Origin of the sequence: Shewanella abyssi (assembly GCF_023284025.1) — a bacterium.
In the GTDB taxonomy this organism is placed as follows: domain Bacteria; phylum Pseudomonadota; class Gammaproteobacteria; order Enterobacterales; family Shewanellaceae; genus Shewanella; species Shewanella abyssi.
The window spans coordinates 40,093-62,994 of record NZ_JAKIKR010000012.1 but is presented as its reverse complement, the minus strand read 5'-3'; the positions used below and the strand labels follow the sequence as shown (position 1 = coordinate 62,994).

Here is a 22,902-nt window from a genome sequence, read left to right as displayed (position 1 = left end):
ATTTAATCGACTTATGGCTCTGCTAAGTCAAACAGCGCTAAGTAACTCAGGCCAGGTTCCACAGCAAGTTCAAACCGGAGCACTTTAAGGCAAGCATCAAACAGTGCCTCGCCAAACCATTCACGATCGAATGCTGTTAGTGCCTGGATAATATCTGCTTGCCCTAAGTCACCTTTAGCACTTTCTGGCGCTAAGGCATCAACAAAGCTTGCCACTAATCCATAGAGATCCTTCTCAGCCTGCCCTTCAACATCCCACAGCGTTGGATCAGCATATTGGCTGGCGTAATGACTGGCGGCAATATCGAGGCCTATGCCAAAATTAACCAAAATTGCCTTATTAGGGTTACAGATGATGTTCTTTGGACAAATAGCACCATGGTAAATATCCATTTGATGCATGTATTGCAGACCAGTAAGTAACTGAGTAAACCATTTCATCGGTTGACCCATTTCTATTGCTGGTAACTCATCAATAGAGACGCCGTACTCCCATGCTCTGGCAATAAACAGCTCTTCAGTTTGTGGCAATTGCCCAAAGGCGAGTACCTTTTCGATATGAGGATGAAAAAGTTTCGCCAGACTGCGATAAGTATTGCTTAACGTTGGCCAGTTGGCTTCAACACCACTATAAATCGATACGCCGCACTGATACTGCCCTTGCAAGTGTTTCGCACGCCAAAACTGACTGGTTTGGGTGGCCGCTATAAATTGCAGCAACTCAAAATGATGATCAATGACAGCGCCTTTAGTTAACTCTATTCTTTCAGGCACCGTATCGCAAACACCTTGGTCGATCAATGCAGAAAGGTCGCAGCGCAGTGCATCCAAATCATTGGTTTCACCCGCTATAGCGGCGCGATACCATTGAAAAACACGAGGTTGCTTAGTTTGTTCTGCGATTGCTAAGAAGCCTTGCGCATAGGCTTTGATATCATTGCTAACGCTTAATGTATCTTTGATATCAATAAATTCGACATCGCCCATGTCAGAGACAAAAATACAGTTACTGGTCCAGCCACTGACCGTATAGCCACGACGATGGATCTGCTGCAAGCCCGATACACTTCGGCGCAGTATTTCTAACAGCTGATAAGTGGTCATTTGCTCCGACTCGAGCACATTGAGCGGCACGCCACGCGGCATGCGGATAGGCAACACGAGTTGCTCCCCATCTTGTATTAACGGTGCGCAATATGGCACACCACTGCAGCCAGATAATGCTTGTAGGCGTTGAAACTCGGTTCTAAGTTGGGTTTCATGGGCTTCAGATTGGCTACTATCGTCGAACTGAGTGGGGATTAATACTTTTAACAGCCAGGGAGCGGTCCACTCACCTGGATTATATTCGGCTTGCCAGACCTCTAATCCACTTTGAATAAACAGGCATTTGAGCTTGGTGAAATCTTGGATCTTGTTATTTCGCTGCTCAACGATAGCCACCTGCCCAATGGTTTCCAGTACCAGTTCTTTTTGGGCATTGGTGACTGGATGCTTTCTCGGTGCAGTGAGTCCCCACTCTTTGGTTAGCGCCGCCACAATCTGTTTCGGCGTGTAGATACTTAAAGAGCCTTGATGTTTTTCAAGCTCAATCTCTTCACCTTTACGGCCAGTAATAAACACCATACCTTGGCACCAGGGGGCATAGACACCGACAGGGATCCTATGCTTGACGTTACCCGCCAATACACGAGCGACATAGTTCGCCTTTGCTAAGCTATTATCAACTTCACGGCCATCAAGCGACCAAGCATGTAGTCCTGCATCCAATCGGCCAATATAGCCCTTAACGTCAACGACATAAACGCCCCACTCACCAATAACGAGTGCATCAACTTCCATGGCTTGACCCGATTTAGTGGGGATCTCTACATTGGTTAGTAAAATATAATCTTCAGGTAATTCATCTGCGAGCAATGAAAATGCCCAGCGCTCGGCATCATTGACTGGCGTGCCAAAACTTATCATTCTTGCCATTCTTTTCTCCTTCTGTGGCAATTGACCTATCCGGCTCATCTAATTGGAAATAGCCCCCATGTTAACCAAGTTATCGTCATGTAAACAACTTGCCGCCATGATGAATTACAGACATAAAAAAAGCCACTCAAATGGCGGCTTAATATCAAATAATTCTCATCTCATGTCTTAGCCATGAAACCGCCACGCAGTGGCATCAATCGAAATACACAGCAGATCGATTAGTGCTTACAGTCTGCACTGCATTCATGATCGTCATCAGCAAACTCGTCGTCACCCTCTTGGTGCTGCATTACGCCCCACCCGTCAGTGACGCCGCCAAACTCTTGAGCAAACTCATGCAGGTTTAGCTCTTGCTCAACAATCGTCTCATAAGCTGGAACCATATTGAGGCATACAATAATTTCCCACTTACCTGAGTCATCATTTAAGAGCAGCTCAATCTCGCCTTCTAGATCTGACTTAGCAAGCTCTTCAACTGCTGACTCCGCATCGCGTTGATCTTCAAAGACCAAGAAAAAGTCGACATCGAGTGCAACCGATAAATCGATACCTGCATCAACCATCGCTTGGAGCATCTTGCCGTTATCATCATCTGGGAACTGCATATTAACCCTCTATTCGCTTTCTGCGGATGCAGCAATAATCTGCACAGATTCGTCATTAAAGCTGACCACTTCGCCCGCAATCACTTTTTTACGTTTACGGGTCTCAACTTCGCCGTTAACCGTAACTTTACCTTCAGAAATAATGTGCTTGGCCTCTCCGCCACCGCTTATCATTCCTTGAACTTTTAATACTTTGTATAACTCGATATATTCTTCACCTGACTTTAATGTCAGCGTTGGAGTATCTGAACTCACGTTAATTCGCCTTTAATTTACTAAACGACCCCATTATAACACTCAAATCATCAAGGGAGCGTACGCTTTATCGAGTGACTAAGCTCTTTCTGCCATGAGTAGGCCATAAAGCCGTTCGTCCAACCAGTTTTCGCCCACTTTCCAGTTTTGCCTCAATAGACCTTCCTGAATAAAACCACATTTTTCCAACACTCTTGACGATGCGATATTTTCGTCGGCACAAAATGCGATGAGTTTGTGGGGATGATGCGCAATACATAACCAATCAATGAGCGTTGTTAATGCTTCACTGGCAAAACCTCGACCCTGAGCATCACCATGGAGCATATAGCCAACTTCGTACCGACCTACAGATTCATCTGAATGATGTAAACTCATAAAACCGACGAAATCATGCTGGTGAACCTCTTCCACTATCACTAATAATCGATCATCTTCAGCAAGATCATTAGGGATAAGTGCACGCTCGAACTTTTCTCGTATTACGATTTCGGCTTGGGGTTTTCGAACATATTTATTCAACTCTTCGCTGAGATGAGTATATAAAAAGTTATCCCAATCACTTGGTCTGAGCGTTCTTAACCTTAATCTATCGGAATACAGTTCGAGCATGTTATGTCCTACTTAAAATCGCCACCAGGCAATTAGCCTCTGCTAGTGACTTCTAACAAGTGGTAGCCAAACTGAGTTTTAACAGGACCTTGAACTTCATTCAAAGGTGCATTAAAAACCACTTCATCAAACTCTTTAACCATCATACCAGGTCCAAATGAACCTAAATCACCACCTTGGGCAGAAGATGGGCAAGACGAGTTTGCTTTAGCGACATCAGCAAAATCAGCACCATCAAGGATCTGTTGTTTTAGCGCTTCACACTGCTGCTCTGTATCTACGAGTAGATGTCTTGCTGTTGCTTGTACCATGGAGTAACTCCTATAAATTAAAAATGATTGCCCATTTGGCAAAATTAAACCCCGCTAGTATATCCCAAATATTAGCGGATATTCCAGCGGGGTTATCTGTGGCAGATTCTATTGTTGCGATGCTATCCAGTCATTAACTTTCAGTTCCATCACTTCCATAGGGAGTGAGCCAGAGGTTAATATTTGGTCGTGGAATGCCTTTAAGTCAAACTTATCGCCTAACGCTTTTTCCGCTTGAGCACGTAAAGACAGGATCTTTAACTGACCGACTTTATAAGATAAGGCCTGACCAGGAATAGCCATATAACGTTCGACTTCAGCAACGATGTCAGACTCAGCCATGGGTGAGTTGTCTTTCATATACTGAATCGCTTGCTCTCGCGTCCAGCCTTTTGCGTGCAGTCCAGTATCAACCACCAAACGCATTGCACGTAACATCTCGTCTGACAACTTTCCAAAATACTGATACGGGTCGTTGAATAGTCCCATCTCGATGCCTAGATACTCAGCGTATAACGCCCAACCCTCTTCGAATGCCGTGTAGTTGCCAAAACGCTGGAATTCAGGTACGCCGGTTAACTCTTGCTTAATTGCGATCTGGAAGTGATGTCCTGGGGCCGCTTCATGCAATGATAACGTCGTCGTCCCCCACTTTGGTTGAGCCTTGAGGTTGTAAGTATTGATATAAAATACCCCTGGGCGTGAACCGTCAACAGCTGGAGATTCGTAGGATGCACCCGCGGCCGATTGCTCTCTAAAACTTTCTACGGGCTTGACGATGTAATCGGCCTTTGGCATGACATTGAAATACTTAGGTAACTCAAGGTTGATTTTATCTTTTAGCAACATGTAACCATCAATAAGCCCCTGACGGTTATCAAAGAAATACTGAGGCTCTGAAGATAGCGAGGCAAAGAATGCCGTTAAATCACCTTTAAAAGCCACTTGCTGACGTACTTTATCCATTTCAGACAGTATACGTGCAACCTCAACCAATCCAATTTTGTGGATCTCATCTACAGGCATAGTCGTTGTGGTGTGAGAATTCGCTAGATGCTGATACCACACCTTACCATTGGGTAAGCCCCACCAACCGTCGCTTGCACGAGCAGATTTAAGGTAAGTATTTTGAAAGTAATCGCGTAATGCTGTTAATTCAGGTAGCAGCTGATCAGAAATCAGTTGTTTATATTCAGTTGTAAGTACTGCTTTATCTGCAGCAGAAATTGACTCTGGCAATAAATTGATAGGGGTATAGAACAAGCTATCTTCTGGCTTGGTGACTAATTGAGCCGTTAATTGTGGAATAATTCGATCGACTAACACTCTTGGGAGCACGACCTTACTCTCAATGCCCTCATCCATACGCACCTGGGCAAATTTCATCCACTCGATGAAACCTTGCAGACGTTTCTCCCAGTTTTGGTAATCTTCTACGGTGTTGAAAGGTTGCGCACTTTCACCACTTCCCAGCTGGACCATGCTAATAATAGTACTGTAAAACTGATTCATCGGCATAAAGTGGTTAGGGAAAGTTTCATCCGCCATGGCGACATTACGGTCATAGGTGAACATGTCATAACTGAGTTTTAAATCTTTTGACAATTTGCTGCGGTCGATCTTTTTAACGTCACTCAAATAGCGCTTATTCAAATTATGACGCTGTTTCAAGTAATCGTCAGATAATCCATCACCAAATTCATCGTTGTAGTCATTAACGCCAACGAATGTCGCGTAGATAGGCTCAAGCGCCAGCTGGTCTTTAAAATAATTATCGACCAACGCTAGATAAGTTTGCTCTACGGTTTGTTCCTGACCTAACGGTGCACTCTTTGCCGTATCAGCTTCTTTTAATTGAGTATTTACTTTATCACCACAACCCGCCATACCGAGTACCATGCTAATAGACAATGCGACTATCGCCTTTTTCATTCTAATCTTCCTTTTATTCAATGTAAGTGAGCGATCTTTTCTATACTTAACCTTAAGTCTTATAGGAGTGACTCATGATTTACTCTTTTAGTAATTCTGGTTTTAGAGATCCAGAAACAGGTGTGTATAACCAAACCTATTTTATGGAAGTATTCAATCGTGAATGGCATCGCCATATACGTGATCACCAAAGTCTGGCCTTATTGTATCTATGCCCGCACATTCATGGAACTATTTCTCAACCTCAATTGTTAGAATTATTCATGAAGCAAGTCCAAGATGCCTTGATGCGAACCAGCGACTTGCTCGCGAGGCTGGATAATCAGTCTTTTGCCTTGGGGATCTTTGAAACGGATGCGTCGGGTACTAAGATTGTTATCGATAGAGTGGAGAACAGAATCGCAGATTTCAACAAAACTTACCAGCAAGAAACACATGCAGAAATATCATATGAGCTGACCGGATGTATTTGCTATCCATCTTCGAACGTGTACCTAGAGACACTGTTTGAAACGGTAGAGCAACAAAGCTTAAGGATGCGCAACAACCAAGCGTTTAATGACAGGCTCGTTAGCTTATAACACCGCAGATTAGACTCCCGCAATCAACAGTAGCCATAAAATCTAGGTTAATGAAGATTAACTAAAGCGTTATTCTCGACAAAATAATACCTTATAAATAAAAAAAGCCTCTTAAAAAGAGGCTTTTTTTCACTCAAAAAAGTTAAAGCGTCACATTGTGATTGCGGGCTTTATCTTTAATATATGACACATAGCTCTTAGCAGCTCTAGCTGTTTTCTTATCTTTAGCTGCAAGCTTCGCATACTTGTATGCGCTCTTGTATTGCTTCAAATTAAGGTAAGCCAAGGCCAGTTCAAACTGAACTTCCCCAGGACTCTTAACTCCGGCATCGAGTGCTTTCTTCAACGCTGCAATAGCAGGCTTACTTTTACCATCCAAAGACAGGATACGCCCTTGGCGAAGGTAAAGCTTACCATTATTGTCTATAGCAGCAGCCTTACCATAAGTCGCAGCAGCTTGTTTCAGCTCCTTAGCGTTATGATAAAAACCAGCTAACATTTTGAGTGTTTTCTCGTCTTCTTTAACCAAACCAGACTTAATATGCTTAGCATAGATTTGAGCCGCACGATATGGCGAACCTTTTTGTGCGAGTAACTGCGTTAAACGTTGAATGTTACTTGCAGATTCCAAAAATCCATTTTTATAAGCTAAATCATAAGTGGCTAGCGACTTATCGAAGTCTTCAGTCATCAAATAAAACTGAGCTAACTGCACCCAAAGGCGTTTGTCTTCTTGAAACAATGGCACCATGGTTTCAAGCACTTTAACAGCTTGCTTATAGTCCTTTTTATTGAAATAAGCAGTCAGCTTCATCTGGTACAAGCCTTTATCAGGCTTCTCAGAAATAGCTAAACCTTTATCAGCAACTTCAAGCACTTTATCCCACTGCTTCAGCTCAGAGTACGCAATCGCGATACGACGGTATACGTTTGCTTCTTCCTTACAGGTAAACTCCATCCAGCTGTAATAAGCCGGAATTGATTCTTTAAACTTCTTCTCTTGAATCAAGAGATCAGCATAAAGCTTTTGAGTACCAGCATGATCAACACCGCCAAGGACGTTTGCTTCTACCGCTGTTTTTAAGTACTTAACCGCGGTTTGCATCTGCCCTTTCTCGGCATAGAAGTTACCCAGCATACGTGCGATATAAGCTTTATCGAAATCACTTTTAGCGTTTGCTTCCAATAATATCGTTATTGCTTCATCGACATTACCTTCTGTATAAGCTTTAAAAGATTTCTGTACTTTCTTCGCTGCGCTCTGACCAACGGCTTTAGATTTACGCTTTTCAATCGGGCATTTCTCTGCCGCAGATACGCTAGGTACGATTGCGACACTTCCCCCGAGACAAAGTATCAAGGCAGCAGCGATAGTATTTACTTTACGCATAGCTACTTTCCTCCTTTATCTAAGCTGAAATCTAATTGAACCTTTTGATCGGTAACTTTCTGTGCCTTACCGTCAATAATTCTAGGCTTGTATTTCCACTTTTCCAGTGCTCTACGCGCTTCTTTATTGAAGATCCGCTTAGGTTTGGCCTTGATGACTTTTACATCTTCAACCCCACCAAGTGCATTAATAGAAAAGCTTAACTGTACCCAGCCCTCTTTGCCATCTCGCGCTGCCGCTATTGGATACTGAGGTTCGATTCTCACGATTGGCGTAGCATCACCATCGCGTGTCATCATGTTACCCAGTTTAAATCCAGTGTTAGCTCCACCGGCATTCACTCCACCCATGTTAAATGACATATTTGTATCGATGTCAGATGAACTGTCAGGTGGCGTAATATCCGGTTTTGGCGGCTGCTCTGGCGGGGTAGGCGGTTTAGGCTTAACCCTTGGCTTTTTCTGCGCTGTTGCATCATCTTTGTTCATGGTTATTTCAATGACAGGTGATTCTGTCGAAGCATCGTGGCGGGTTGGACCGCCACCTACCAAAAATGCCATGAAGACAAACAAAGCAAAAGTCACAGCACCACCAATTATGAATGATACTATTCCTCTCAGCATATTAATCGTTCCCCGCCGATACAGATATCTTATCGATACCCGCAGCTTTAACGTTATCAAGAACCTTAACCACTAAACCGTGTTTAGCGTCTTGGTCTGCTTGAATTAATACTGCAGCCTCTGGTGCTTCTGCAAGCATACGTTCAACGTTTGCAGTTACACGTTCGATATCAACTTGACGGTTTTCCATCATGATGACACCTGTCTTGCTCACACCAATAAAGATGTTAGCAGAAGGCTTCTTAGTCGCTTGTGAAGCTTCAGGCTTGTTATAGTCAAGGCCTGATGGCTTTACAAACGAGGTTGTTACAATAAAGAAGATCAGCATGATAAACACGATGTCGAGCATCGGTGTCATATCAATCTCTGCTTCTTCGTCTACGCTTGAATGCTTTCTACGTGCCATGTTCAATCTCTCTCTAGTGGTGCGGCATGCTGTCTTTTAGCTTCGCTAAACTGATTTTCATTTTTGCATCAAGGCGAGTACTAAAAAATACTCCCGATAATGCTGCAACCATTCCTGCCATTGTCGGCATGGTTGCCATTGAAATACCAGCTGCCATCATACGAGCATTACTCGTCCCATGAACTGCCATCACATCGAATACTGAAATCATACCGGTTACGGTACCTAGTAGACCTATCATAGGACAGATCGCAACTAAGGTTTTGATTAACAGCATACGAGCGGTTAAATCTTGCTTCGCTTGGGATACCCAAGCTTCACGGATGCGGTGTGCGTACCAAGAGGTTGAATCCTCTCGAGCTTCCCATGCGGTAATAATTGCTTGATGTTGCTTTGGTGATATCCAATTAAGATACCAGTAACGTTCAAGCATCAATACCCACATGACAAACAATACAGCCGCAACCAGCCAGAGGACGTCGCCTCCGGAGGCCATGAAGCCCCTGACGGAATCCCAGATATCCATCAGGAATAACATTAGGCTTTCCTCTTCTCAGCGTGTGAAGCAACAATACCAGCGCTCTGCTCTTCAAGAACCTGCACAATTGATTTACTGCGTGCGATAACAATTGCATGCATCAGCATTAGCGGTAGTGCAGCGACTAGACCTTGAACCGTCGTCATCAGTGCCATAGAGATACCACCAGCCATAAGCTTAGGATCACCCGTACCAAACAACTGAATGCTTTGGAAGGTTGCAATCATACCGGTTACGGTACCGAGTAGACCCATCATAGGTGCGATAGCCGCTAAAACCTTGATGATAGAAATACGAGTCTCAAGTGCTGGTGTTTCTTTCAGAATGGCTTCATCAAGTTTCAGCTCTAGCGTTTCAACATCAACGTCTTTGTTGTCCTGGTAAGCTTTAAGTACACGACCTAATGCGTTGTTACCTGGGTTTTCAACATTCTTACGTTGAGCCTTAACTTTAGCACCCACTACACCTAGCGTAATTAGACGCTCGATAGAGATAAGAGCACCGAGAATAAGTAACACGATAATGATATAACCAATCGTTCCACCCGCTTCAATACGTTCTTCAATCGTTGCTTTTTGGGTAAAGATATTTAGCAATACGCCTCGAACAGGGTCAATATAAACACTTGGAGTACCTGAAGTGGTATCTTGAAAATTTGCGGCTGATTTAACTTGATAACCACCAGGTTGCTGTGAAAGCTCCTGAATTAGACTCAAGTCAGCGTTAAATACAACATATTTGCCATCGGCTAGAAGGTTATATGCACCAATACGAGTAATCGTAGTGTTGTGAACGCTACCGTCGATTGCAGTGACAGAACCTTCAAAATTAACGACCTTTCCAGATTCAGCCATTTCAAACAGCTGCTCTTCCCAGAAACGCTCTAACTCGTCGATTTTTGGTAACTGCTTACGTGCGCCAAGCTCAGCGATAAACACATCACGACCAGGGTATTGTGCAGAAATGTTTGAACCTGCTAGCTTACCCGCAAAGTCACCCGCATCACCTTTAACAACACCAAACATCTCACCCAAGTCACCTTGAGCTGTTTTTAAGTCTTCTTCTAACTGACCGATTTTACGTTCGTTATCCAAAAACGCTTGGTTTAAATCTTTACCACGTTGGCGCTCTGTTGCTAATGCATTTTTCTCACGCTTTAACAATGCAGCTTTATCGCCACGCTCATTTTTAAACTCTTGCTCACGCTTTACATTTGTCTTTGATGCATTCGCACGGTCAACTTTTACTTGGTTAAGCAGTTGATCGATTGTCTTTGGTGCATCTGCAGCGTTTGCATAGCCCGCGGTGAATACCAGGCTCGCAGCAACGATGGCTGTAGTTATAAACTTTTTCATTATTGTGCAGCCTCCGCAGCAGGAATTGGTAACGAGAATAGATCCGGAGCACCCTGTTTACGTGCAATTCGGATACCTTTGGTCAGTTCGCGAAGATTACTATCTTCTAATCGATCCCAACCTTTAGTGTCGCCGTTATACATCCAAGCAGACTTCTGATCCAAGCTCATGGCGTATAAAGATACGCGGCCGAAGTTAAAGAAGTCGACTAAAACGTCTTTACCATCTAGTTGTAGCTGGCCAGTTTTAACAGCAAGTGTAGTGCCATATTCACGTTCAATTGAATATGCATCAAGAATTAGACGATACTTCTCAGCCAGCGTTATTTCTGCACTGTTAAGTATTGTTTTAAGGTTTTCGACACGTGCAACACGTGTTTCCATGTTAAACGGAAGATCAAGAGCGACAAACTGCTCTAAGGTCTCAACCATTTTGAACATCAAAGGCACAACGCCTTGACGTAATGCATCAACACCGTTGATGTCACCTTGAATAGATTTCATGGTAGCTTCTTGGTCTGCAACCAAGCCCGCTACGTAATCGTTATAAGATTTTAGTGACTCACGCTCATCAGCAACTGAACCATACTCGAACAACATGTCCTGAGCTTGGTCAAAATACTTATCAACTTTCTTCTGAGACGTTGCCGCGTCAGCGTGAATTTTGCTGTCAGCTTTCTGAACATCAGAAAGAGGATCGGCAATCACTAAGTTACTGCCTGCTAGGGCTAGTGCGCCAATGAGCGCTGTAGCGATTTTTGTTTTATTGCTTACCTTGGACATAGTTCCCAACCAATTTGAAGTGATTAAAAAAGCTTTAACTTATCGACAACAGGGTGCGTACGCTTATTCTGCTTTAGTTCCCAGTGCCTAAGCTCGTCTTTCTATTGTGATTGTTAATTATTATCTTCCCTTTTCTACACCTTCGAGGGTGTAGACCCGCTGGCATCATTTCACAAAATGTTGACCTGTGTCAACATTTGGAATCGGCTAAAACTTGTGAAAAACGAGCTTAAAGACTAGAAAAGAATCAAGAGCGCTGTTTTTTAGAACTTCATGTAATATAAATTGATGATAAAATGAAAAGAGGGAGACTAAAACCATCATAACTCACTGTAAATAAAGTCAATAAATAAGCAGACCCAAACGACGCGAAGTTAACAAATCGTTAACATTGTAAGGTGCGAAAATTAACAGCCTTACTACCGTTCCCTGCTCAAAGGGGGCTAAAAACAATCAACTACCCTATAACATAATGAACTAACGCTTTTAGTATCATGAGACCGTTTTTGAATAAACTCCATATTTATCAGTACACTGCCCCTTATTTTCAATAGGCTGAACTCAAAATAAAAGTAAACAAAATTCTTTTTCTTTAGGCAGGAACCGACGTTAAAAAGCTCATTCATATCCAATAGTAACATCAAGCCCCCTCAGTCCTATGGGTGACAAGCCAAGTCAATATCAACAGAGATCCACCTCAGCATTGCATAGGAATTATGTTCATTAGTGAGTTTAAATTCAGCACAAAACTGCTGCCAATGAAAAGCGACTAATAAAAGTCGCGGTATGCTTAAAGGCTGCAATATACACTCAAACCTGCCTAATGATTACTTGCCCCCACAGCGTTTAAGCGGCTTACGAAAGCACTAGAGCTGTACATATTTAGCATTAATCGAGATAAACTATCATCACTACGATGTGCTACACCTTATTTTCTATGGCTTCCTTCAGACCCCATCGTTAGCCCGTCACGCCCTCTCTTAAGGAGCCTACTGTTGGTGCCATTCGGATCATTTTCCCTTTAGTCAGGGTGATACTGCTTTCTTTCAAGCCTTTGGGGTTGCCTGCTTTGCAGGGCAAACAAAAAAGCTAGCATCTTGGGATGCTAGCTTTTCTTAATTAAATTGTATGAAAGAACTACTTATTCTAATGGTTAGAACTTGAAGTTAACACCAGCATAAAAGTAACGACCAGTTACATCATAGGCTTCTGAAGCTGTATTAATGCCTGTACCTCCGTTTACTGTACCCTGCGGTAGTAATGGTGGCTGCTTATCAAATAAGTTTTTAACACCTACGAACGCTTCAATACCGTTACTAAAGTTATAACGAGCATTAATGTCATGGTAAACAACAGCATCGATTTCATTACCAACAGTCAACGGTTCGCCAGAGTAAAAGTTAAAGTTTTCACCGTTGATTGAATCAACAGCTTCATCCCAATAGCGCATACGCCATGCGAAATTAAAGTCGTCGATTCCATATGAAAGGTTAAGGTTAGCGCGATGTTCAGGTGTCAAAACTTCGCCTACATAGTCAACGGTTTCTCCGCTCTCGATACCTGCAATTACATATTCAATCGTGTAGGTCCAAACGAGTTGAGTTCTAAAAGTACCAGGACCGAGGTCCATGCTATAGGTAATATCAGTATCAATACCTGAAGTATCAATCTGGTTCTCGTTTCCAGTTCCAGAATCTACTGATGTCAGGGCACCATCTTCGTTACGAACAGAAGCGCCAGCACAAGTTGGATCAAAATCTGTAGCTGAAACTTCGAAACAACGTCTCATTACAGTTGAACGACTAGTGCTAGTAATCGCATCATCAATAGCAACATTGTAATAATCGACAGTAATTGATAGATCATCGATTACTTGCCAGATTGCACCAACACTATATGTTTCAGCGGTTTCAGCTTTAACATTTGCACTACCACCTGTCGTTCCGCCAGTCCCCTGCTTCTCCGCCTGAGTTAGCTCAAAATTACCATCTTTAACAATTCGGTCATTGATAGAAGAAATTATTCGGCAGTTATCAGCAACATTACCTGTGGTCGTTGCGCTAACACCACTACACGGATCCGCTACAGCAGCAAAAGTTTCACCTCTACCGCCATATAAATCAGAAATATTAGGTGTTCTAATTGCTGTCGCAGCAGATGCCCTCAAGCTAAATGTATCAAATGGCGAATATTTAATACCAGCATCCCAAGTAACGTCACCACCAGTAATTGAATGATCACCATATCGTGCTGCTAAATCTAATTCTAACGTATCTAAAAGAGGCAATAATGTTTCAATATAAATATCTTTAGTGATCAGCTTGCCATAGGTTGGTTCTGACTTGTTTGTACTAGAAGCAACTAACTGAGTTGAAAGTGTATCCCACTCTGTCGTACGATTGCCTGCAGGCAGAGCTCTTTAGCGAGCCTGCACAGATAAATCACCAGAATCATACGCAGCACGTTCTGCATCTGTAAGGTAAGGTACTACGTACTGTTCAACTAGAGGAGAACCAGCACTTGGTAAATTAAAATAGCCCGTTGGATAAGGAGCTATACGAGTTGTCATTTTAAAATTTGATACTGAAGCATCCGCAAATAAACGCAGATCATCAGTGAGTTCAAGGTCACCACTCAAGAAAACACTGTCGCGTGTGGATTCAGGAACAATCTCAATTGTAGTTGTGTAATCAAAAAAGCATTCTGCATTTATAGCTGATGTATTTACCGCACATGTGTCATTTTCAGCGTGAGCGTCCGACGAACTACGCCTTGCCGAGTTTAACGTGCCAGGGTAAGAGGCTGTTGAAACATCAACATGCTTGCAGGCCTTTGATAAATTCAAGCAGATAGCTTGGAGGTAAAGAGCTTGGGAAAGTCCATAGCCCAGTTTGATGCTGTAAACAGATAGTCTGTTGCGACGTTACGGCTTGGGTGATAACCGGTGTGGTTGCTGGCACTACAGCCTTAACAAACGGAGTCCCTTTTTTTTGGGGAGTGGTAGTAATATTGGTTTTGCGGGCATAAAAGGTACTAGTGCTTAGCTTATGTTGACGACAATAATCTGTAATCGTTAAGCCGCTGCCAGGCTGTTGCTGGATCAAGTTCGTCCAATCCGCATGAGAACGTTTAGCCATATTAACTCCTGATGTAATAGTCAGTTGTTAAGATAGAGCTTCAAAGCGGTAAGCTGAAGATGTACTTGGCCGGACGGTTACTTTTCAGCAGCATACGGATTAAAAGTTCGTCCGTTGACGATGCTTTCACCGGTTTCAGGATCTATAACACCGGTATCATATCTCACCCTAGCATTAGCTGGAATTGCGTTAGGGGAACCGTTGAAAAAATAAAGGTCTCTTCCGTTATCGTTAAATGAGATAATTCCCGAACTAGCAAAATCTCTATCAACTGCTTTCAACTGCTCTTTTTCGTTATGGCTATATGAAAGCATCACATTAAAACCATCACTTTCTATATCACCGAAACCAGCAGTAAAGCCTAAGTCGTATCCAGAACCGCCCGTTTCTTGAGGCTTGTCATATCTAGCGCTGATATTAAAGCCTTGAAAGTTCTCCTTCATAATGAAGTTAACGACACCAGCAATAGCATCTGAACCATATAAAGCAGAGGCTCCATCAGTCAACACTTCCACACGTTCAATGGCAGAAATTGGGATAGAGCTAACATCAATAGTACTACCAGAATCTGCTGGAGCTAATCGTCGGCCATTTAACAAAACTAAAGTATACGCTTCACCTAGATCATGGATAGAAGCAGTTTGAATACCACCACCTCCGCCTACTGAATCAGAAGATGTTGTGAACCCCTGCATAGATGGAAGTTGTTGTAATAAATCTGCGGTGTTTGTAACACCTGATCTGTCAATATCCTCTCTCAAATAACAGTAATAGGTAACGCACCTTCTAAATCCGTCCGTTTAATCGCTGAACCGGTTACAGTATTCTTTCTACTTCTTCAGCTGCAAATACTGCCGGAGCAGTAAAAGCGGCTGACATAGCGCCACCAAATAATGCTATACGCACTGACTTGGCTAATAATTTATTCTTATACATTGTAAATCTCCCTGGACTTTTATTTTATTGCTTTACACAAGCAAGCTACTTCTTTAACAAAAAACAATGCAGCCCTCATCACTTGCACACAAATAAAAACACAGAGGAAATATTTTTACAACACATGTAACAGGCCGAGCTCGACCTGCTGATAAAGTGTAAACACCATGTAGAGGCATCAGGTTGATAATGTAGAGAACTAAACGATATTGATTAAATAAAATGGGGGGAAACGAGTTAGAAAAGTGAAGAGTAAGCGCAATGAAACCAGGTCATTTCAGCCATGTGATAATTGGCATACTGATTAACATATTGGTAAGGCTAACTATTAATTAAAATCATACAATATACATAAGTACACATCTAGTAAGGAAAACATGAACTACCCTCATGATAAAGCTTTAAACGAAAGACTATTGCACGCATAAATTATGCTATTCCCCCTAATGTAAATGACTACAAATGACTAATTAATCTAAAAACTTCAGCTAATTAAACTTTATTCGTAAAGTAAAGTGTACGGATAAGGTTAGGCCTAACCAACAGGGCATTTCAATGTAACTAATTGTAATTATATAATAAATAACAAAACAACTCTCTTCTGACCATGCTTATTTAAAATATTAATAAAAATATACTGTATAAACAGTTTTCAAACAAAACACGTAACAAATAAACCACCCGTTAAGTTACATTTGCGTCACATTTATCAATCTCAGGGCTTTCAATTCCAGGCGCATTGTGGAAGAAATGGTTATTCCCTTTTAAGGCAATGCAACGCGGCAGTGAAAGTCTGAGAAGCTCACTAAGTGCGGCTGATGTTTAAGGTATAGGAAAATCACTTTATGCTGCCCATGTGGTTTTCGATATACGATTGAATGGATTCAGGAGGTAGAGTCATACATGGAGCAATTACCGAGGATGCCAGAGCCGAGAATAACGATTAGCTACAAGCCACTTGCTTGCCTAAAGTGATTTTAATTCCCGCTGAATGAGTAACTACTTAATGGGGATTGAATAACACTTTAATAGCAGTTATCCAGTTAAGACAAATCGTGGCGGCGTAATTAGTGAGTATAATAGGTTGCATGTCATTTAATGCACGCGCAAAAATGGGGTGAATAACTTGTAGTTCCAAATATCCAGAGCAACCATCAGAAACAGATGCCTGACGACACGCTCTTACGGTCGTTGGCCCCTTAAAAAAGTACACTTATTCCAACTTAAGTTTCCGCCCTGTTACCCAGAACTTAACCCTATAGAACAGGAACTGTGGTGCTTAGATTGCGATGCATATCTAAAACATATTCAGGGTTTGAGAACATCGTTGACCAAATATCAAGAACCTAGAACGTCTTTATGTTCGATCATAACGACTAAAAAAAAAGCCAGTAACGGTAAGCTACTGGCTTTTTAGATCATCATTACCCTAGGCTCGCTAAGGTAATGACCGATTAGAGATTACATGTAATATCTAATACCGATTGAGATCCCGTCGTCTTCCGAGAACTCCATCGCAGCTTGCTGAGCTTTATCAGAGCTGGTGAAATCACTGAAGTCTTTACGCCCTTCAAGGTACAACATAGTGTTGTCATCCCAGACATAGTGTAGGCCAACAAGTAAGAACTGACGCTTAAAGACATCGCCATTGTAGGCATCGCCGTATTCGTCGCCAGCGTCTAAAATGTTGTAACCAACAAGTGGACGTAGACCATTATCAAACTTGTAAGCGAACAGAGATTCCATACCCCAAGCTTCAGGAATATAACGGTTTAAGTTATCTGTATCATGGAACTCTTGCTTGTTGACGTTCACAGCACCATAAAAGCCTTTGCCATTAAATTCGCCCCAAGTCGCACCGGCACCAAAAATAAGATCGGTTTCGCTAACGTTTTTACCTGTTAAGTAAGTCGCGTCAAACTCGCCAACGTTAGCACCCGCGGTAATGATTAGGTCTTCTGTTACGTTATAAGTAGCAGATGCACCATAAGTATTATTGTATTCGACTGTCGCGATCTTATTTTGAGTTGGAACGGCTGTACCGTCACTAAACCCTGGGAAGTTATCGCCTTCGTATAAATCAAAGCTATCTTGCTTTAACTGAGCTTGAACAGCAAAGCTAAAGTCACCGAATGCGTTACGATATTGAACAGTTTTGTCACCACGGCCAGTGCCGTTAATAGCACCATCGGCTTTGTTTAAGGTATAAGTACCTGAAGTATTACCATCCCAAGTGTTCACTAGGTTAGTATTATAAACCACGTCATACCATGCACCCCATTGCTTACCAATGGTTAATGAACCGTAGGTATCATGAGCTAAACCAACATAGCCTAAACGCGTGCTTAGGAAATCGTTACTCTCTGAGGTAAATTCATTACCACCATTATTGCTAGAGTTTGTAATTGAGCTATTACCAACTAGGTTTACGCCCCACTCGATTTTCGCGAACGTCTTCCAGCCATCACCCATATTACGGGTGAAACCAAAATTAATACGTGAAGAACCGTTTTCAACTTCTGTAGCACCTTGAGTGTTAATCACTCGTGCATCAATCCAACCACCGATTTCTACTGCGTTTTTATCATCTTTATATACTTCGATTGCTGATGCTGTTGGTACAAAAATCACTGCGGCCAAAGCCGATGCTACTAAAGTCTTTTTCATGTAATGCCTAACCTTTAATTATGTTCAGTCTGCTTCATTCAATATATTTCCATTCCGTTGTTTTCTTTCTATCCTATTTGCAGACGAGGTTAGCAAAAGATTAGCAATCACTCAAAGACGAACATCACAAAAACAGCCATATTTTGCACCGAATTAACTAGCAAACCGACATCAACCAAAGGATTAAACCATTTGTTAACATAAGATCAGCAGTAAGTTAATAGGCTACCGTTTAAATTAACGTCATCTGATTTGATGTAACTTTACTGAAACTTTTATTCATTATTGAAAGTATTGGCTCAGAAATCGGCCCTAATTGGCGCTCAATGTAGTAATCAAGATCAATGGGGGATTTTTGATGGGACAGCGGCTCAGCACCTGATGTCGTCATTACATACTCAATTCTGGCCCCTTTTCTGGTGACGCTTTCATCTCCAGTGGCTTCAAATAGTATTCTTGCCGCTTTTAAATGAGGAGATGACTTTGCGGTATAGTCTTCAAGGTTGCGGCGTAAATTTTTAACGAAGACCAGTTCCTCCGCTAGGGCCCCGCTGTTTAGCTGCTCGATAGTGAGCTTTAAGTATGCTTCAACATCTTGCTGACTAAATAACCTTTCATAAAGTTCATACTGCACTCTTCTGGCGAGCGGTGACCAATCACTGCGGACTTGCTCCATTCCTTTGAACAGCAATTGTGTTTTACCAAGTTCGTCTTTTGTAGTACCGACATAACGTTTTTTTGAGCCTTCTGCCGAACCTCTGAGTGTTGGCATAAAAAACTGCTCAAAATGGGTCTCAAACTCGAGTTCTAAAAAGCTATCAATACCAAAGTCATCGGTTAATTTTTGTCGCCAAAGTTGGTTGATTTTTACAGCGAGTTCTTTAGCGGTTGCCTGTACTTTATTTTCATCAAAGTCATTACCTAACCAGACAAAGGTTGAATCAGTGTCGCCATAAATGACGTCGAAGCCCGCCTCCTCTATCCAACTGCGAGTTTGCTTCATTATTTCATGGCCACGCATGGTTATTGAGCTCGCAAGCTTAGCATCATGAAAAACGCAGCCACGAGAACCCAGCACACCATAGAGGGAGTTCATAATAATTTTAATCGCTTGAGATAGCGGTGCATTATGATTGGTTTTAGCCAACTCTCTTTGTTCAGAAAGATGCTTAATTAATTGCGGTAAAATGGGCGTCTGGCGACTAAATCTAGCCCCTAAATAGCCCTCTACCGTATCTGACTCTTGTTGGTGTGATGCTTCAACTAACCCCTTAGGATCAATTAGAAACGTTCTTATTATTGAGGGGTAAAGACTTTTAAAATCTAACACTAGAATATGTCGGTATAGCCCAGGAACTGAATCCATTACATAACCGCCGGGACTCTCAATACCATCACTGGCGGGTGCACTAGGCGCAATATAGCCACTTCGGTGCAGATGCGGCAGATACAAATTCATAAATGCAGCAACCGATGCTCCCACGCGTCCAAGTTCTAGACCGGTCAACTTTGCACGCTCTATGGCAAACTCAAACAACTGTGTTTTGTCAAAAATGTCCCAAACCAGTCGACTATCGGTCAGGTTATAGTGTGCTAATGCCGGCTTGTCGTTAGCAAACAGCCCATTAATTTCATCCATTCTGTTACTCACATTATCAATAGCCTTACCTTCATCCAGCAAAGCTCTTGAAACAAATTCCAGTGAGTAACGATCAAACCGATAAAATGCCGCTTTCAACCAATCAATACCATCCAGTACGACTCTTCCATGTAATAGCAGGGTCTCAGGCCGATATTTGTTTTCGACTTTCCAGCCCAAGTTTTGATTATTGCGTCCAATAGTGAGCGCGATACCATGATGTTTGGCGCGACGATATAATAGAGCCAAATCAAATGTCACCACGGCCCAACCAATAATGATGTCGGGATCGTAATCTATAAACCATGCAATCAGCTCATGGATTAATGCCACTTCATTCTCAACCCACTGAATGTAATCAACAGCAACTGATTGTGGCTCCCCCACCATGATCACTTTCTCAAAAATGACGCCAGTATCGGTTTTCCCGTATAGCCCCACAGAGTAGAGTTCACCACTAAAACTGCATTCAAAATCAAGCGAGATGGCTTTAAGCGGCTGTGTAACCTCAGCTCGTCGGGCCTTGTCGGCGATAAAACGCCGCTGGACTCCCTTTGCAGTAGGTTCAAAATAGCCACTAAACTCGGCATCGAGGGCGATGAATCGTTCAATTAAAAAACGATGTTCCGCTTTGATATCACTTTCAAACAGTTCGATAGCGTGATCTTTCGCAATCCGTATTAGGTTGCGCTGCTGCCTAAGATCGCGGCTATACAAGGCTGTAACATCTTCATGTTGAAAAGTTTTAAGTGCTAGTCGCTGGCGGCGAATATTCTTCAACTCTTGATATTGATTGATAATATTTTCATCAATCGTACGAATAAAACACACATGCTCTTGCTGCGGGATTTCAACGGTTACCGGCCCAGAGGGTGTGGCAATAAAGTACTGTAGGCTCAATCCATCTTGCCTATGTGTTGTATGGCGGCTAAGCACTCGTCCCTTTATTGTCTGTACCGCATTGGTTACTGGGTTCATGGCCATCTACTCAAATAAATTCACGAATAATCACTTAACACTTCTTAGGCTAAGTAATCACTGTTATTATGTACAGCATTATTTACTGGACCAGTGCATTCATGTTATCCGCAGACGTTAAAACTCAGATCCGTACTATCTATAAGAGTATTGCTTCGGCTCTGCCCAATTTTCGCTCTCGTCGGGAGCAAAATTATATTGTTGCGGAGATCTCCAAAACCCTTGCGGGTGAATATGACAAGCAACGCCCCATCATTGTGGTAGAAGCGGGCACCGGTATTGGTAAATCACTGGCCTATATTTTGGGCACCATTCCTTTAGCATTAGCGAATAAAAAAAAGGTCTGTATCGCAACAGCAACCGTGGCACTGCAGGAACAGTTACTGCATAAAGATCTGCCTTTTTTCCTAGAGCATGCAGGCCTAGACTTTACCTTTGGCTTAGTTAAAGGACGACAACGCTATGTCTGTCTAACTAAGTTAGAGATGCTTGTTGGCCCCGACAACAGTAACCAAATGGCGATGTGGCAATCAAAGCCAGATCAAAGTCAGGTTGATATGTTAGCGAGACTATTAAAGGACTATAAAGAGTCTCGCTGGAATGGTGAGCGCGACACATTAACCCAACCACTACCGGATCATCTATGGCAACAGATTGCCTGTGATAAACATAGCTGCCATAAACAGATGGCCAGTCATCGAAATTGCCCATTTCATAAAGCTCGAGAAGACCTCGATACATGGGATGTGCTAATTGCCAACCATAGTTTACTCTTCGCCGACTTAGAGTTAGGCGGCGGTGTCATTTTGCCTGATCCGGCAGATCTTTATTATGTCATCGATGAAGCACATCACTTGCCGATTGTTGCACGCGACTTTAGTAGCGCGCAATCCACCCTCCGTGGCGCAAACGATTGGCTAGAAAAGCTCACCAAAACCACCTCAAAACTGCAAAACCAGATTAAGAGCAATTATATCATCGCGCCGGCACAGGCAATGCTCGACCATATCGGCGACATTAGTGGATTACTCAACCAAGTCGCTCACTTTTGTGATGCTCAAGCGGAGCAGTTTGATAATCCAGAAAACCGCTTTCGTTTCAAACACGGTAAACTGCCACCCGCGCTGCTTATTTTGGCGGAAAACCTGGCTACAGCGTCAAATGTGGCGTTGAAACAGTTCAACAAGATGTTAGCCTTGCTCAATGAAGCCATAAAAGAGGGTGATATTCCTAGACATCAATCTGAAGCACTGCTGTCAGAAACAGGTTTTATGCTGCAACGCATTGAAAACTTGCAAAAGCTGTGGAAAATGATGGCCAAGCAAGATAGTCCTAAAGGTGCGCCAATGGCACGCTGGATTGAACAACTCACCGGTAAACAGGCAGATTTTTTATTCAGTGCATCACCCATTGAAGTCGGCTTTATGCTTGAGAACTTACTCTGGGATAAAGCAGCGGGCGTGGTGCTTTGTAGCGCCACACTGAGAGCACTCAATAACTTTAACCACTTTACCCATCAAGTGGGTCTATCCATTAACGATGGTAGTCGCTATCTTGCACTCGACTCACCCTTTGATTTTGAGCAAAATGCCACGTTGTTTTTACCGAAAATGGATACCGAGCCCACCCATGACAACTATACCGATGAATTAGCAAAACAGATCATCGCACTGGTTGAAGATGAAATGGCCAGTTTGGTGCTATTTGCCTCTTATTGGCAGATGGAAAAAGTCGTAGACCTAGTTGAAAATAAAATAAAAACAGGGCTACTCGTCCAAGGTGTGTTGCCAAGACAAGAGATCCTAAAGCAGCATAAACAGCTTTGTGATGATGGCAAACCGAGTATTATTTTTGGTACTGGCAGTTTTTCAGAAGGCCTCGACTTGCCTGGTGATTATTTAACCAACCTCATCATCACTAAGCTACCTTTTGCTGTGCCAACCTCACCCGTTGAGCAAGCTCATTCGGAATATATTAAAATTAAGGGTGGAAACCCCTTTTTGCAACTGACAATCCCCGACGCCTCGCGCAAATTAGTACAGAGTTGTGGTAGATTACTTCGCAAAGAACAGGATTATGGTCGGATTACCATCTTAGATCGACGCTTAGTCACTAAGCGCTATGGAAAATCATTATTAGATGCCCTTCCGCCTTTTAGACGCGTTATTGAATAGGA

The 22,902-nt window shown here is 42.6% G+C and carries 20 protein-coding genes; 2 read left to right on the top strand and 18 right to left on the bottom strand.

Translation table 11 applies throughout. The features are described 5' to 3' along the window. Nucleotides 1-11 precede the first annotated feature (11 nt). The 6 genes from L2755_RS07660 to L2755_RS07635 form a co-directional block, all read right to left on the bottom strand. On the bottom strand, nt 12-1,976 hold the full coding sequence (locus L2755_RS07660; RefSeq protein ID WP_248980092.1) for an NERD domain-containing protein kinase family protein: 1,965 nt from the start codon (nt 1,974-1,976) through the stop codon (nt 12-14). A gap of 221 nt (nt 1,977-2,197) precedes the next feature. After that, the gene (locus L2755_RS07655; RefSeq protein ID WP_248980091.1) at nt 2,198-2,584 is read right to left on the bottom strand and encodes a ribonuclease E inhibitor RraB; all 387 of its coding nucleotides are present in this window, start codon (nt 2,582-2,584) and stop codon (nt 2,198-2,200) included. Nucleotides 2,585-2,593: 9 nt separating this feature from the next. Further along, entirely contained in the window at nt 2,594-2,839 is a 246-nt protein-coding gene (locus L2755_RS07650; RefSeq protein ID WP_248980090.1) for an RNA-binding S4 domain-containing protein, read from the bottom strand. A 78-nt stretch (nt 2,840-2,917) separates the two neighbouring features. Continuing rightward, nucleotides 2,918-3,451 (bottom strand): GNAT family N-acetyltransferase, encoded by a 534-nt coding sequence (locus L2755_RS07645; RefSeq protein ID WP_248980089.1) that lies wholly within the window; start codon nt 3,449-3,451, stop codon nt 2,918-2,920. 32 nt (nt 3,452-3,483) lie between these two features. Continuing rightward, on the bottom strand, nt 3,484-3,762 hold the full coding sequence (locus tag L2755_RS07640) for a peptidylprolyl isomerase (RefSeq protein WP_248980088.1): 279 nt from the start codon (nt 3,760-3,762) through the stop codon (nt 3,484-3,486). A gap of 108 nt (nt 3,763-3,870) precedes the next feature. Beyond that, the gene (locus L2755_RS07635; protein ID WP_248980087.1) at nt 3,871-5,694 is read right to left on the bottom strand and encodes a DUF885 domain-containing protein; all 1,824 of its coding nucleotides are present in this window, start codon (nt 5,692-5,694) and stop codon (nt 3,871-3,873) included. A 74-nt stretch (nt 5,695-5,768) separates the two neighbouring features. Here L2755_RS07635 and L2755_RS07630 point away from each other — a divergent pair, with 74 nt between their 5' ends. Beyond that, nucleotides 5,769-6,275: a diguanylate cyclase domain-containing protein gene (locus L2755_RS07630; RefSeq protein ID WP_248980086.1), complete on the top strand. Its 507-nt coding sequence runs from the start codon at nt 5,769-5,771 to the stop codon at nt 6,273-6,275. A gap of 142 nt (nt 6,276-6,417) precedes the next feature. Here L2755_RS07630 and L2755_RS07625 read toward each other — a convergent pair whose 3' ends face one another. From L2755_RS07625 to L2755_RS07570, 12 genes are all read right to left on the bottom strand, one after another. Further along, nucleotides 6,418-7,665, bottom strand: coding sequence for a tetratricopeptide repeat protein (locus tag L2755_RS07625; protein ID WP_248980085.1), 1,248 nt, complete (start codon nt 7,663-7,665; stop codon nt 6,418-6,420). Nucleotides 7,666-7,667: 2 nt separating this feature from the next. Beyond that, on the bottom strand, nt 7,668-8,288 hold the full coding sequence (locus tag L2755_RS07620) for an energy transducer TonB (protein ID WP_248980084.1): 621 nt from the start codon (nt 8,286-8,288) through the stop codon (nt 7,668-7,670). Nucleotide 8,289: 1 nt separating this feature from the next. Further along, on the bottom strand, nt 8,290-8,694 hold the full coding sequence (locus L2755_RS07615; RefSeq protein WP_248980083.1) for an ExbD/TolR family protein: 405 nt from the start codon (nt 8,692-8,694) through the stop codon (nt 8,290-8,292). Nucleotides 8,695-8,707: 13 nt separating this feature from the next. Beyond that, nucleotides 8,708-9,232, bottom strand: coding sequence for a MotA/TolQ/ExbB proton channel family protein (locus L2755_RS07610; RefSeq protein ID WP_248980082.1), 525 nt, complete (start codon nt 9,230-9,232; stop codon nt 8,708-8,710). Continuing rightward, nucleotides 9,232-10,587: a MotA/TolQ/ExbB proton channel family protein gene (locus L2755_RS07605; protein ID WP_248980081.1), complete on the bottom strand. Its 1,356-nt coding sequence runs from the start codon at nt 10,585-10,587 to the stop codon at nt 9,232-9,234. The genes L2755_RS07610 and L2755_RS07605 overlap by 1 nt, the downstream gene beginning before the upstream one ends. Beyond that, nucleotides 10,587-11,369, bottom strand: a complete 783-nt coding sequence (locus tag L2755_RS07600; protein WP_248980080.1) for a DUF3450 domain-containing protein — start codon at nt 11,367-11,369, stop codon at nt 10,587-10,589. The genes L2755_RS07605 and L2755_RS07600 overlap by 1 nt, the downstream gene beginning before the upstream one ends. 1,153 nt (nt 11,370-12,522) lie before the next feature. Continuing rightward, nucleotides 12,523-13,782: a TonB-dependent receptor domain-containing protein gene (locus L2755_RS07595; RefSeq protein ID WP_283102752.1), complete on the bottom strand. Its 1,260-nt coding sequence runs from the start codon at nt 13,780-13,782 to the stop codon at nt 12,523-12,525. A gap of 6 nt (nt 13,783-13,788) precedes the next feature. Continuing rightward, nucleotides 13,789-14,214: a hypothetical protein gene (locus L2755_RS07590; protein WP_248980079.1), complete on the bottom strand. Its 426-nt coding sequence runs from the start codon at nt 14,212-14,214 to the stop codon at nt 13,789-13,791. Continuing rightward, on the bottom strand, nt 14,183-14,506 hold the full coding sequence (gene tnpA, locus L2755_RS07585) for an IS66 family insertion sequence element accessory protein TnpA (RefSeq protein WP_248980078.1): 324 nt from the start codon (nt 14,504-14,506) through the stop codon (nt 14,183-14,185). Before tnpA ends, L2755_RS07590 begins: the two co-directional genes overlap by 32 nt. Nucleotides 14,507-14,583: 77 nt before the next feature. Then, entirely contained in the window at nt 14,584-15,267 is a 684-nt protein-coding gene (locus L2755_RS22165; protein WP_283102750.1) for a TonB-dependent receptor plug domain-containing protein, read from the bottom strand. A 1,636-nt stretch (nt 15,268-16,903) separates the two neighbouring features. Further along, nucleotides 16,904-18,109, bottom strand: coding sequence for a porin (locus L2755_RS07575; RefSeq protein WP_248980077.1), 1,206 nt, complete (start codon nt 18,107-18,109; stop codon nt 16,904-16,906). Nucleotides 18,110-18,341: 232 nt separating this feature from the next. Next, nucleotides 18,342-20,726 carry a DNA polymerase II gene (locus tag L2755_RS07570; RefSeq protein WP_428847778.1) on the bottom strand — a complete coding sequence of 795 codons (2,385 nt, stop codon included), beginning with the start codon at nt 20,724-20,726 and terminating at the stop codon, nt 18,342-18,344. A gap of 101 nt (nt 20,727-20,827) precedes the next feature. Between L2755_RS07570 and dinG the strand changes: the two genes are divergently transcribed. Then, the gene (dinG, locus tag L2755_RS07565; protein ID WP_248980122.1) at nt 20,828-22,900 is read left to right on the top strand and encodes an ATP-dependent DNA helicase DinG; all 2,073 of its coding nucleotides are present in this window, start codon (nt 20,828-20,830) and stop codon (nt 22,898-22,900) included. Nucleotides 22,901-22,902 lie beyond the last annotated feature (2 nt).